Origin of the sequence: Rhizobium sp. 25PS6, assembly GCF_032464655.1 — a bacterium.
In the GTDB taxonomy this organism is placed as follows: Bacteria; Pseudomonadota; Alphaproteobacteria; order Rhizobiales; family Rhizobiaceae; genus Rhizobium; species Rhizobium laguerreae.
In genome coordinates, this window is record NZ_JAWDIV010000026.1 from 18,393 (window position 1) to 31,017 (window position 12,625).

A 12,625-nucleotide genomic window follows, 5' to 3' on the forward strand; every position below is an offset into this window, starting at 1 on the left:
GTCACTTCGCAGTCGCCCGTACGCGGCTTTCGATCAGCAGGCCGTTTTCATCCATGATCGGATGCGCCACGGAGACGATGTGAGCGTTGAGGCGCTTCAGGTCGCGCAGCATGTCGAGATGCAGCGAACTCGTCTGCAGGCTGTCGGCGCGGCCGTCACGCAGGCGTTCGAGGTGACGCTCGGCCGATTGTTTCTCCATCCGGCGCACCTCGACCTTTACCTCCATCATCTGGCGCGCCAGATTGAAATCGCGGGTGACGAAGATCGTCTGGGCGACGCGCAGATTGTCGATCGTCAGATCGAACAGCTTGCGCAGTTCCTGATGACCGTCCTCGGAAAATTTCAAACCGAGAGAGATTTTCTTCGCCACCTGCTCCGCCAGGCCCTTCTCGATGATGTCGCCCATATGTTCGAGATTGATCGCGTAATCGATGACGACGATCGAGCGGCGGGCGTTTTCGTCGCTGAGTCCCTCGCGGCCGAGCTTCGAAAGATAGACCTTCACCGCCTGCTGCAGCCGGTCGACGCGCTCTTCGAGAGCCGGAATCTCGGCAAGCTTAGATGCCTCCCCCTGCTCGAAGCCTTCGGAGACCCGGATCAGCATGCGCTCGATGAGATCCCCGACGCCGAGCACTTCGCGCGTGGCGCTGGCAAGGGCAACGACCGGCGTCGAAAGCTCCTGCGCATCTAAATATTTCGGGGCGCTCTCAGGCTCGGCTTGATCCGGCACCAGCCGGGTCATCAGGGCGGCGAGCGGCCGGGAGAATGGCCAGGCAACCGCTGCCAGCAGAAGGTTGAAGGCAAGATGCGCGTCGACCGGCAGCTTGGCGGGACCGAAGGGCAGCATCTGGATGAGTTCCGCGCCATATCCAGCCAGCGGTAGAGCGATGAGGCAGCCGAGCGCGCGGACGGCGAGATTGCCGAGGGTGACGCGCCGCGCCGAAGCCGGGCCGGACAATGTCGCGACGACAGGTGGTATAGCGCCGCCGAGATTGGCGCCGAGGACGAGCACGATGACGAGTTCGGCGGAAATCACGCCGGCCGAGGCGAGTGACAGGATGAGCACCACCACCGCAAGGCTCGACGAGGATGCGAAGGCAAGTGTTGCCGAGACGATCATCGCCACGGGCAGGGCGCCGTCCAGCAGGCCGATGAAAGCGGCAAGGGCGGGAGAGGCGCGCATCGGTTCCGTCGCAAGGCCAAGCAGGTGCAGCGACAGCAGCATCAGGCCGATGCCGATCAGCGCTGTGCCGCCACCCTGGCTGGTGCTTGAACGGCCGCGGCAAAGCACGATGCCGGCAAGAATCAGGAGAGGAGAGAGCCATTCGATGCCCGTTGCCACGATCCAGGCGGTGATCGCGGTACCGACATTGGCGCCGAGCAGGACGATCTGCGCCATGCGCGGCTTGATCAGGTCACGCTCGACGAAGGAGGCCGTCATCAGTGCCGTTGCCGTGGAGCTCTGCAGCGCGATGGTTGCGCCGAGGCCTGACAGGAAAGAACGAAGGCTGCCGCGTGTGCCGGTCGCCAGACCTGTTCTCAGGCGGGCGCCAAAGGCCCTGGTCACGCCATCCTTCACCTGCGCGAGGCCGAACAGCAGCAAAGCCACGGCACCGAACAGATTGATCATGATAATCGTGGAGTCCATTTTGTTGTTTTATTCTTCTTTCACGTCCTAAGATCGTGGTTTTCTAAATAAATCTTCCCAAGCCGTTGGAATCTTAGAGGTCGTGGAGCAGTTTTTATTGTTCGGCTAATAAATATAAACCGGTTTGACGGCTTGGCAATGTCATTTTCCGACAATGCCAAGCTGATTTGCGATTGCGCCCGCCTATGCTCCGCCAGTCTGATGTCTCTCAAGCCCAGACGGTTTGGCGCATCGCCTCGCCGACGATCATCGCGGCCGAGACGGCGACGTTGATCGAGCGCTGGCCTTCGACCATCGGGATCAGGACGCGCGCATCGGCTGCTTCATGCACCTGATCCGGCACGCCAGCGCTTTCGCGACCGAAGAGCAGGATATCGTCCGGGCGGAAGGCAAGATCGGTATAGCGATCCGCCGCCTTGGTCGAGGCGAGGATCAGGCGGCGGCCGGTGCTCAGACGCCAGGCCTCGAAGCGGTCCCAGTTGACATGGCGGGTGAGGGCGGCGGCGGCGATATAGTCCATGCCGGCCCGTTTCAGGTTGCGGTCGGAGATGTCGAAGCCGGCGGGCTCGATCAGATCGACCGCGAAGCCAAGGCAGGCGGCAAGACGCAGGATGGTGCCGGTATTGCCTGCTATATCCGGCTGATAGAGTGCCAGTCTGAGTGAAGTCATGATGCGCCGTTTTCCCGCTTTCGCCGCTCAAGGCCTAATGCAACTGTGATTTCGGCGCAACAGGGCGCGTTTTGACCCGACGAGATGAAATTTTTGGCACAACAGGGCTGGAAAATTCCTCGTTTTCGCGTTATCGGTGCATATCTTCAATCGCCAGCAAGGAGCGCCAGAATGAATATTTTGCTGTATGTGCGCCTCCCGGCCATGATGCCAAGCAGTGCGATTTTCCGCCGATAGGGCGGGTTTCTTCCCTGAATTTCCTTTTTTGATCCATTGTGCGGCTGTCTCAGCCTCGCCCCTTGAACGTTCGGTTCCCATATGTGCTTGCATGGCGCTGGGATGGCGCGAAGCCGGGAGCCGGAACGCTGACGTTTCGGAGCAATTTCATGTTTGGCTGGTTCGAGCAGCGACTCAATCCCTTTCCAAGCGAGGACCCTGTCGCCCCGCCGAAAGGTCTCTTTGCCTTTTGCTGGCATTACAGCAAGCCGGCTGCGCCCTGGCTCGGCCTGATGGCCGTGCTGACGGCGCTGATCGCCATCGGCGAAGTGGCGCTCTTCCAGTTCCTCGGCGACATCGTCGACTGGCTGACCAATGCCGACCGCGCCACATTCCTGGAGAGAGAAGGCCACAAGCTTTTCTGGATGGCGGCGCTTGTGCTGATCGGCCTGCCTGCGGTAGCCGGGCTCGATTCGCTCATCATGCATCAGATGATGCTCGGCAATTATCCGATGATCGCACGCTGGCAGATGCACCGCTTCCTGCTGCGCCACAGCATGTCGTTCTTTGCCAACGAGTTTGCCGGGCGTGTCGCCACCAAGGTGATGCAGACCTCGCTTGCCGTACGTGAAACGGTGATGAAAATCCTCGACGTCTTCGTCTATGTCGTCACCTACTTCCTGACGATGATCATCGTGATTGCGGCGGCGGACTGGCGGCTGATGATCCCGATCCTCGTCTGGCTCGCGGTCTATATCAGCATCGTCGCCTATTTCGTGCCGCGGCTTCGCAAGATCGCGGCGGCGCAGGCGGATGCGCGTTCGATGATGACGGGCCGCGTGGTCGATAGCTATACGAATATCGCGACGGTCAAGCTGTTTTCGCATGCGGGCCGCGAGGAGGTCTATGCCAAGGAGGGCATGGACGAGTTCCTGCAGACCGTGCACAAGCAGATGCGCAAGGTGACGCTCTTCCACATCTTCGTCTACGTGAACAACTGCGTTGCGCTCTTCGTCATCTCGGGCCTGTCGATCTGGTTCTGGCTGAACGGGGCGATCTCGATCGGCGCCATCGCCATCGCTATCGGTCTTGCCATGCGCGTCAACGGCATGTCGCAATGGATCATGTGGGAAGTCTCGGCGCTGTTCGAGAATATCGGCACGGTCTATGACGGCATGGAGATGATGAGCAAACAGCACGACATCGTCGACAAGCCGGGCGCACCCACCCTGATGGCGAAGAAGGGCGCGATCCACTACGACCGCATCCGCTTCCACTACGGCAAGAGCAAGGGCGTCATCGACAACCTGTCGCTCGACATCAAGGCAGGCGAGAAGGTCGGTCTGGTCGGCCGTTCCGGTGCCGGCAAGACGACGCTGATGAACCTGCTGCTGCGCTTTTACGATCTGGAGGCCGGCCGCATCACCATCGACGGGCAGGATATCGCCGGTGTCTCGCAGGAAAGCCTGCGTTCGCTGATCGGCGTGGTGACGCAGGACACCTCGCTGTTGCATCGCTCGATCCGCGACAACATCGCCTATGGTCGTCCCGAAGCAACGGATGACGAGGTGATCGAGGCCGCCAAACGCGCCAACGCCTGGGAGTTCATCGAAGGCCTCGTCGACATGCAGGGCCGCGCGGGGCTCGACGCGCAGGTCGGCGAACGCGGCGTCAAACTGTCAGGCGGCCAGCGGCAGCGTGTCGCGATCGCCCGCGTCTTCCTGAAGGACGCGCCGATCCTGGTGCTCGACGAGGCGACCTCGGCGCTCGATTCGGAAGTCGAGGCGGCGATCCAGGAAAACCTTTTCGCCTTGATGGAGGGCAAGACGGTGATCGCCATCGCCCACCGGCTGTCGACGCTGACGGAGATGGATCGGCTGATCGTGCTCGACAAGGGCCGGATCATCGAGGCCGGCTCGCACAGCGAACTGATCGAAGCAGGCGGTATCTATGCCGACCTCTGGAACCGCCAGTCCGGCGGCTTCCTCTCCGATCACGCCGACGAAGCGGAAGTGGCGGCGGAATAAGATGAAATGAGGCCCTCCCTGCGAAAGCGGGGAGGGCCTCTTTTTCTTAGGATGGCTATAAGCTTGCCGGACGGTTGCTGAAGGCCTGACTGGCGTTTGCCTCTTATCCGTTCAAAGACTGTCGGCCCAATCGATCACGCGGTGATGTTCGACGACGATCATGGTGTTGGCGGCTGCGATCGTGCGCAGTGCGACGAGACGACGCTGCTCTTCCTGGTCCAGCCAGGCGGTAATGGCCTCAGCGACGATCTCGTCGCGCGGCAACCCCAGGGCGAATGCCAGAGCATCCAGCCTTTCTGCAAGCGGAAGCGGAATATGCGCATCGAGCACTTTCGTTTCCATGGGAGTATCTCCGGTAAAGCGCGATCGTAACGTCAGATTGTGACCGGTTCGGGGGCATTCAATGGGTATGCCGCCGATGTTACCGATAATTACCAAAATATAACACTCTGTCCGCTTTTCATTCTCTTTGCCGGTCCGGCTATTCCGCCTATATCGCTTCTATGTTGCTGAAGCCCATCCTCCGCCGGTTCGAAACCTGGATCGATCCGTTCCGCCCCCGCGCCAATCTCCAGCCGCCGCGCTCGACGCTCGGATTCATCTGGTTCTATATCGGCCAGGCGAGGATGCCGTTCATCGCCATGCTCGTTCTCGGCGGCGCGTCGGCGGCGATCGAGGCAGCGCTCTTCTGGTTTGTCGGGCGGCTCGTTGATATCCTCGGTAGCATCACACCGGGCGCCGGCTGGAGCGGCCTTCTCACCGCTCATGGCGGCGAGCTGTTCGTCATGCTCGCCCTCATCGGGCTGGTGCGCTTCGTCATCGCCTTCCTGATCGCGCTGGTCGACCAGCAGGTGATCACGCCGGGCTTCTACAATCTCGCACGCTGGCAATCCTATCTCCACGTCTCCAGGCAGTCATTGTCGTTTTTCCAGAGCGATTTTTCCGGACGCATCGTCACAAAGGTCTGGTCGGCCGGGCAGGCCACCGGCGATCTCGTCACCTCGCTGATGGAAAGCGTCTGGTTCGTCGGCATCTATGCCGTAACGACGCTCGTGCTCGTCGCCCGGCTGGACTTTTCCCTTGCCGCTGTCGTGCTGTTCTGGCTTGGCGCCTTCAGCCTGCTTGCCCGCCACTTCGTCCCGCGGATCCGCCATCATTCTCGCGAAACGGCGGAAGCCGGATCGATGCTGAACGGCAGGATGGTCGATTCCTACAGCAACATGCAGACGCTGAAGCTGTTTGCACGCGACGAGGAGGCCGACCGCTACATGCGGCAAGGCTTCGATATCTATCAGGATACGGTGCTGCGCTTCACGCGGTTCATCACCGGCGTCAGGGCCTCGATGGCGCTGCTTTCCGGCCTGATGATCGTGACGATGGCGGGGTTGAGCGTCGATCTCTGGCTGCGCGGCCTCATCAGCTCGGGTGCGGTGGCGTTTTCGCTGGCGCTGGTGCTCAGGCTGAATTTCCTGCTCGGACGGTTGATGACGCAATTCAACGGCATCATGCGCAACCTCGGCACCATCCAGAACGCCGCAGAGTTGATCTCCCAGCCTCTGGGGCTCGTCGATCGGGCCGATGCGAAGACGCTGGTGATCCGGCAGCCCGGCATCCGCTTCGACAATGTTTCCTTCCGCTACGGCAAGGGCCACGAGACGGTGGTCGAGAATTTTTCCATGACCATCCGGCCCGGCGAGAAGGTCGGGATCGTCGGCCGTTCGGGCGCGGGGAAATCGACGCTGATGAACCTGCTGCTGCGCCTCTACGACATTCAGGACGGCCGCATTCTCATCGACGGCCAGGATATATCAGCCGTGACGCAGGAATCCCTCAGGATGCAGATCGGCGTCGTCAGCCAGGACACCTCGCTGCTGCATCGTTCGGTGCGCGACAATATCCTGTTCGGGCGGCCGGATGCCGGCGAGGAGGGGCTGGTCGAGGCGGCCAGGCGCGCCGAAGCCATCGACTTCATCGAACGCCTGCAGGATCAGCAGGGCCGCAGAGGTTTCGATGCGCATGTCGGCGAACGCGGCGTCAAACTGTCCGGCGGGCAGCGGCAGCGTATCGCCATTGCCCGCGTCATGCTGAAGGACGCGCCGATCCTCGTTCTCGACGAAGCGACGTCGGCGCTCGATTCGGAGGTGGAAGAAGCGATCCAGTCCAATCTCCACCGGATCATGGAAGGCAAGACGGTGCTTGCGATCGCCCATCGGCTGTCGACGATCGCCGCGCTCGATCGGCTGATCGTCGTCGATCTCGGACGGATCATCGAGGAAGGCAGCCATGATGCACTGCTTCGCCACGGCGGGCTCTATGCCGAACTTTGGGCGCGCCAGTCCGGCGGCTTCCTTGCTGCGGATGATGACGTGGGCTCAAGGGTCGACGACGAATTCCGCCATGAGGCCAAAATGATTTGATCCGAAGCCGTTTTCGATGCGGCGGACCGATTTCAGCCGCAGCGGCGCGCGGGCAAAGATATGATCGATCGGAATACCGAAGGCGCCGGCGCGGATCGGCCATGTCGCGGGCTCCAGCGATGCCGTGCCCAAGCCTTGAGTGCGCATGAGATACTGCACGTCGGGCGCGAGAATCGATGTATTGAAATCACCGGCCAGAACGAGCGGTCCCGAAAGGGTAGGGATGACCTCCGCGAGATCCCAGATCTCCAGACCGTGGAACTCGTCGTAATAAGGTTTGGTCAGGTGCGCGGCGAGGAAATTGACCTTCTGGCCTTCGAAATCGATCGTCGAGATCGTCAGCCGGTTGCGCCAGAGCAGGCCGAGATTGCGGATGCGGGGTTCGATCAGCGGACGCTTCGACAGCACCAGCGTATCGCATTGCTCCATGCCGACACCGCAGCCGATATAATAGGGATAGGTCTTCAACAACCGCGGCAGTTCCGACAGCAGCGGCTCGGCCTCCAGGATGTTGACGACATCGGCGCCTGAGGCGATGACCATGTCGGCGATGTCAGTGCCGTTTGCGAAATTATCGTTTTCGATATTGAAGGACATCAGCCTGAACAGGGCCGGGCGGCTCTCTTCAACTGATGGTTCGACGAACTCGCGCATCATCACGATGCCATGGACTGCAAAAACCACCGATACCGAGAGGGTCAGCAGGCCATACCAGTGCCGCTTGACGAGAAGGGCAGCAACCGAGGCAACCGCGCCGGCTGCCGCCAGATGAACCTGGAAGCTGTAAAAGAAGGACAGCAAATAGAAATCGGTGATGTATCGCAGGGAGATAATGGCGAGAACGAGCGTCGTGAGAACGCTGAATACGCAAAAAATCGTGTCTCTCATCCGCTCCGGTCCGGCTCACTTGCATGGCTCGGACTGCGCCTATCACGAGGGCATTTTTGTTGCAATGCAACATAATGGCAAGCGCGTGTTTGCCTTAAAAAATTCATCCCAAATTTCCCGCGACATTGTGCCCTCATCCCCTTCCCAAGGCTGGACATAATTTGCGATCAAGCATAGAACGCGCCGGATTGCTGGGGAATCTATGGCCGAATTGTGTCTAGAGAGATTCGCCGGTAGAGGGGTAGGGCGGAATTCCGCGAAAATTGCGCAGAGGATGTTAGCCGTGAGCGAACACGAAACGACAAGCGAGGGCACGGGCGAACCCACTCGCCGTGATTTCCTTTATCTCACCACTGGTATGGCGGGCGCCGTCGGCGCCGTCGCGGTCGCTTGGCCGTTCATCGATCAGATGCGTCCTGACGCTTCGACGCTCGCTCTCGCCTCAATCGAAGTCGACGTTGCCAGCCTGGAACCCGGCATGTCGCTGACGGTCAAATGGCGCGGCAAGCCGATCTTCATCCGCAATCGCACCCCGGAAGAAGTAACGGCCGCAGCCGATGTTCCGCTGTCGGATCTCAAGGACCCGATCGCGCGCAATGCAAACCTTCCCGCCGACGCTCAGGCAACGGGTGTTGACCGTTCGGGCGGCAAGGACAAGGAAAACTGGATCGTCATGATCGGCACCTGCACGCATCTCGGCTGCGTACCGCTCGGCCAGGCCGGCGAATACAATGGTTGGTTCTGTCCCTGCCATGGCTCGGTCTACGACACGGCCGGCCGCGTTCGCAAAGGTCCTGCGCCCGAGAACCTGCCGATTCCGACCTTTTCATTTGTGTCCGATACCAAAATCAAGATCGGTTGAGGGGAGACTGATATATGAGTGGCCATTCCAGCTACGAGCCATCAACCGGCCTCGAGAAATGGGTCGATGCGCGCCTTCCACTGCCGCGCATGGTCTATGATAGTTTCGTCGCCTATCCGGTTCCGCGTAACCTGAACTATGCCTATACTTTTGGCGCAATGCTCTCCGTCATGCTGATCCTGCAGATATTGACGGGTGTGGTTCTCGCCATGCACTATGCCGCCGAGACGACGATTGCCTTCAACTCCGTTGAAAAGATCATGCGCGACGTCAATCATGGCTGGCTGCTGCGCTATATGCATGCCAATGGCGCGTCTTTCTTCTTCGTCGCGGTCTACCTGCATATTGCCCGCGGCCTCTACTACGGCTCCTACAAGGCGCCGCGCGAAATTCTCTGGATTCTCGGCGTGGTCATTTATCTCCTGATGATGGCGACCGGCTTCATGGGTTACGTTCTGCCGTGGGGCCAGATGTCCTTCTGGGGCGCCACCGTCATCACCGGCTTCTTCTCGGCCTTTCCCCTGATTGGCGAATGGTTGCAGCAGTTCCTACTCGGCGGCTTTGCCGTCGAACAGCCGACGCTGAACCGCTTCTTTTCGCTGCATTACCTGCTCCCCTTCATGATCGCCGGCGTCGTCGTCCTGCATATCTGGGCGCTGCACGTCACCGGCCAGACGAACCCAACGGGCGTCGAGGTCAAAACGAAGACGGATACGGTGCGTTTCACGCCTTATGCGACGATGAAGGATGCGCTTGGCGTATCGATCTTCCTGCTGGTCTATGCCTATTTCGTCTTCTACCTGCCGAACTTCCTCGGTCATGCCGACAACTACATCCCGGCCGATCCGTTGAAGACGCCGGCCCACATCGTTCCGGAATGGTACTTCCTGCCGTTCTATGCGATGCTGCGCTCGATCACCTTCAACGTCGGCCCGATCGATTCCAAGCTCGGCGGCGTGCTGGTGATGTTCGGCGCGATTATCGTACTGTTCTTCCTGCCCTGGCTCGATACCTCAAAGGTCCGTTCCGCCGTCTACCGTCCCTGGTACAAGCTGTTCTACTGGTTGTTCGTGATCAACGCGATCATCCTCGGCTGGCTTGGCTCGCAGCCGGCGGAGGGCCTGTTCACCACGATCTCGCAGATCTGCACGCTCCTCTACTTCGCTTTCTTCCTGGTCGCGATGCCGGTTCTCGGCTTGGTGGAAACACCGCGCCGCATCCCGAACTCGATTACCGAAGCGGTGCTCGAAAAGCGCAACAAGACCGTAGTGGTCAAGGCATAGCGAGCGACGGAAGGGAATAGAAATATGAAAACGCTTGTTACAAGCATTCTTTCGTTCGCATTCGCCGCCAGTTTCGGCAGTGCCGTGCTGGCTCAGGAGGCGACGCCCGCCAACGGTGCAGCTCCGGCCCATCACGAGGAAAGCGAAACGCCTCACTATCCGCTGAAGCATCCGAAGGAGGAGGAATGGTCTTTCGCCGGTCCGTTCGGCCATTACGACAAGGGCCAGCTCCAGCGCGGCCTCAAGGTCTACACGGAAGTCTGTGCAGCCTGTCATTCGATGAAGCTCGTGCCTTTCCGCACGCTCGACGAGCTCGGCTATTCCGAGGCGCAGGTGAAGGCCTTCGCCGCGAACTACGAGGTCCAGGATGGTCCCGACGCCAGTGGCGAGATGTTTACCCGCAAGGCGGTTCCTTCCGATTACTTCCCGTCGCCTTTCCCCAATGCTGAAGCCGCGGCTGCTTCCAACAATGGCGCGGCTCCGCCCGATTTTTCGCTGATTGCCAAGGCCCGCTCAGTCGAGCGCGGCTTTCCGCAGTTCGTTTTCGACATTTTTACGCAATATCAGGAAAGCGGCCCGGACTATATCCACGCACTGCTGACCGGCTATGAAGAGCCGCCGGCCGGTTTCCAGGTGCCGCAGGGGGGACATTATAACCCTTATTTCAATGCTGCCGCCGTCCTTGCCATGCCAAAGCCGCTCTCTGACGGCCAGGTGACCTATGACGACGGCGCGCCGGCGACGGTCGACCAGTATTCGAAGGATGTCACCGCCTTCCTGATGTGGGCGGCGGAGCCGCATCTTGAGGAGCGCAAACGCACGGGCTTCATGGTCATGATCTTCCTGGCGATTTTCACGGTGCTGATCTACCTGACGAAGCGCTCGATCTACGCCAATAAGGAACATTAAGCGGTTCCCCGCCGGATTTCGAAAGGCGGCCTACGGGCCGCCTTTTTTGTTGGTTCCGCCCCTCGTAATTGGTAGGGTGCGGCCAGTTTCATGCGTTCGCAGATATGGATTTTCCATGAATAATACGACTTCGGAGCTCGCAGCCAGCATCCGCTCCATTCCTGACTATCCCAAGCCCGGCATCATCTTCCGCGACATCACCACGCTGCTCGGCAACCCTCGGGCTTTCCGCCGGGCGGTCGACGAACTCGTGCAGCCCTATGCCGGCACGAAGATCGACAAGATCGCCGGCATGGAGGCGCGCGGCTTCATCCTCGGCGGCGCGGTGGCGCACCAGCTTTCCTCAGGCTTCGTACCGATCCGCAAGAAGGGCAAGCTGCCGCACGAGACCGTGCGCATCGCCTACAGCCTGGAATATGGCGTCGACGAGATGGAGATGCATCGCGATGCTGTCCAACCCGGCGAGAAGGTGATCCTGGTCGACGACCTGATCGCCACCGGCGGCACCGCGGTCGGCGCGACGAGGCTATTGCGCCAGATTGGTGCGGAAGTCGTCGGTGCCTGTTTCGTCATCGACCTGCCGGATCTTGGCGGTCGCAGGAAGCTGGAAGAGCTCGGCGTCGTCGTGCACACACTGGTCGAATTCTCCGGTCACTGACCGGGTGCCATTCCGGCTGTGTCAGTCGAATTCGAGGACGCTGCTTTCGAAGCGGATAACGGCATCTCCGTTTTGATTGACGCCCTCGCAGAGGATGGTGTTGAGGTGCCATCCCGGCCGCGACGCGAGTGCGCGGCTGGAGAGGAAGGCGACGGAATAGGTCACGACGTCGCCTGCGAAGACCGGCCGCAGCCATTGCAGTTTCTGGAAACCGGGTGAGGGGCCGAGGTTCGGCGACGTCAGGCCGTTTTGCGCGAGTGCGGCGCTCTGTCTTTCCCAAAAGGCGAGGAAGGTTCGCATCCAGCCTGCGGTGGTGTGCCAGCCCGAGGCGCAGAGATCGCCGAAGAGGGTGCCTTTGGCGGCTTCTTTGTCGAGGTGGAAACGCTGCGGATCGTAGCGTGTCGCGAAACGGATGATGTTTTCCTCGGTAAAAGTATAGCTGCCGATCTCGGCCTTCTCGCCAACCGCGTAAAGCTCGGACATCCTCATGCTGACGTCTCCGGGTTTATGCCGATATCCGCGGGCCGGACGCGCATGCCGAACATGACCGAATTCTCCGAGACGCAGACGAGTTCGCCGCGCTGGTTTTTCACCTCGTGGCGAAACTTGACAATGCCCATTCCGGGGCGCGAGCGCATCGGCCGGGCTTCGAGCACGGTCGAATGGCCGGACAGCGTGTCGCCGGCAAGCACCGGCTTTCGCCATTCCATAAGATCGACGCCCGGCGCACCCTCGCAGAGCGAATGCAGCACATAACTGTCGGCCATCATGCGCATGAACATCGAAGAGGTATGCCAACCGGAGGCGGCAAGGCCGCCGAGAATGCTGGCGCGGCCGGCAGCCTCATCGAGATGCATCGGTTGCGGGTCGAATTCGCTTGCAAACTCAATGATTTCCTCGGTGGTCACCGGCTTCGGGCCAAGCGCGAAGCGGCGGCCGGGCTGGAAATCCTCGAAGGAAAGCTTTTCTGCCGACATTCACTCCTCCCGCCATATGCAGCGCACAATGCTTACAATAGCATCCGCGCGGGCTCAATGATTCCGGGGA

At 60.4% G+C, this 12,625-nt stretch carries 12 protein-coding genes; 6 read left to right on the plus strand and 6 right to left on the minus strand.

Translation table 11 applies throughout. The features are described from left to right. Position 1 precedes the first annotated feature (1 nt). Positions 2-1,648 (minus strand): Na/Pi cotransporter family protein, encoded by a 1,647-nt coding sequence (locus tag RWK44_RS29770; RefSeq protein WP_131664589.1) that lies wholly within the window; start codon positions 1,646-1,648, stop codon positions 2-4. A 208-nt stretch (positions 1,649-1,856) separates the two neighbouring features. After that, on the minus strand, positions 1,857-2,318 hold the full coding sequence (locus RWK44_RS29775) for a tRNA (cytidine(34)-2'-O)-methyltransferase (protein ID WP_131664590.1): 462 nt from the start codon (positions 2,316-2,318) through the stop codon (positions 1,857-1,859). A gap of 386 nt (positions 2,319-2,704) precedes the next feature. On the opposite strand from RWK44_RS29775, the gene RWK44_RS29780 reads away from it, so the two are divergent. Continuing rightward, complete coding sequence (locus RWK44_RS29780) at positions 2,705-4,561, plus strand: ABC transporter ATP-binding protein (protein ID WP_221999395.1); 1,857 nt, start codon at positions 2,705-2,707, stop codon at positions 4,559-4,561. A gap of 111 nt (positions 4,562-4,672) precedes the next feature. Here the strand turns inward: RWK44_RS29780 and RWK44_RS29785 are convergent, their stop codons facing one another. After that, the gene (locus RWK44_RS29785; protein WP_026265371.1) at positions 4,673-4,903 is read right to left on the minus strand and encodes a ribbon-helix-helix domain-containing protein; all 231 of its coding nucleotides are present in this window, start codon (positions 4,901-4,903) and stop codon (positions 4,673-4,675) included. Positions 4,904-5,064: 161 nt separating this feature from the next. On the opposite strand from RWK44_RS29785, the gene RWK44_RS29790 reads away from it, so the two are divergent. After that, positions 5,065-6,978 carry an ABC transporter ATP-binding protein gene (locus tag RWK44_RS29790; RefSeq protein WP_221942439.1) on the plus strand — a complete coding sequence of 638 codons (1,914 nt, stop codon included), beginning with the start codon at positions 5,065-5,067 and terminating at the stop codon, positions 6,976-6,978. Here RWK44_RS29790 and RWK44_RS29795 read toward each other — a convergent pair. Next, positions 6,934-7,866, minus strand: a complete 933-nt coding sequence (locus tag RWK44_RS29795) for an endonuclease/exonuclease/phosphatase family protein (protein WP_316029856.1) — start codon at positions 7,864-7,866, stop codon at positions 6,934-6,936. The genes RWK44_RS29790 and RWK44_RS29795 overlap by 45 nt on opposite strands. 283 nt (positions 7,867-8,149) lie before the next feature. Between RWK44_RS29795 and petA the strand changes: the two genes are divergently transcribed. From petA to RWK44_RS29815, 4 genes are all read left to right on the plus strand, one after another. Next, positions 8,150-8,728 carry a ubiquinol-cytochrome c reductase iron-sulfur subunit gene (petA, locus tag RWK44_RS29800; RefSeq protein WP_026265370.1) on the plus strand — a complete coding sequence of 193 codons (579 nt, stop codon included), beginning with the start codon at positions 8,150-8,152 and terminating at the stop codon, positions 8,726-8,728. Positions 8,729-8,742: 14 nt separating this feature from the next. Continuing rightward, positions 8,743-10,011 carry a cytochrome b gene (locus tag RWK44_RS29805; protein ID WP_131664594.1) on the plus strand — a complete coding sequence of 423 codons (1,269 nt, stop codon included), beginning with the start codon at positions 8,743-8,745 and terminating at the stop codon, positions 10,009-10,011. Positions 10,012-10,035: 24 nt separating this feature from the next. Next, positions 10,036-10,920 (plus strand): cytochrome c1, encoded by an 885-nt coding sequence (locus RWK44_RS29810; RefSeq protein ID WP_131664595.1) that lies wholly within the window; start codon positions 10,036-10,038, stop codon positions 10,918-10,920. 115 nt (positions 10,921-11,035) lie between these two features. Continuing rightward, positions 11,036-11,578: an adenine phosphoribosyltransferase gene (locus RWK44_RS29815; RefSeq protein ID WP_131664596.1), complete on the plus strand. Its 543-nt coding sequence runs from the start codon at positions 11,036-11,038 to the stop codon at positions 11,576-11,578. Between the two features lie 21 nt (positions 11,579-11,599). Here the strand turns inward: RWK44_RS29815 and RWK44_RS29820 are convergent, their stop codons facing one another. Beyond that, positions 11,600-12,067 (minus strand): MaoC family dehydratase, encoded by a 468-nt coding sequence (locus RWK44_RS29820; protein ID WP_131664597.1) that lies wholly within the window; start codon positions 12,065-12,067, stop codon positions 11,600-11,602. Next, a complete protein-coding gene (locus RWK44_RS29825; protein WP_221942437.1) occupies positions 12,064-12,555 on the minus strand; it encodes a MaoC family dehydratase in 492 nt (163 codons plus the stop codon). The genes RWK44_RS29820 and RWK44_RS29825 overlap by 4 nt, the downstream gene beginning before the upstream one ends. Positions 12,556-12,625: the final 70 nt, after the last annotated feature.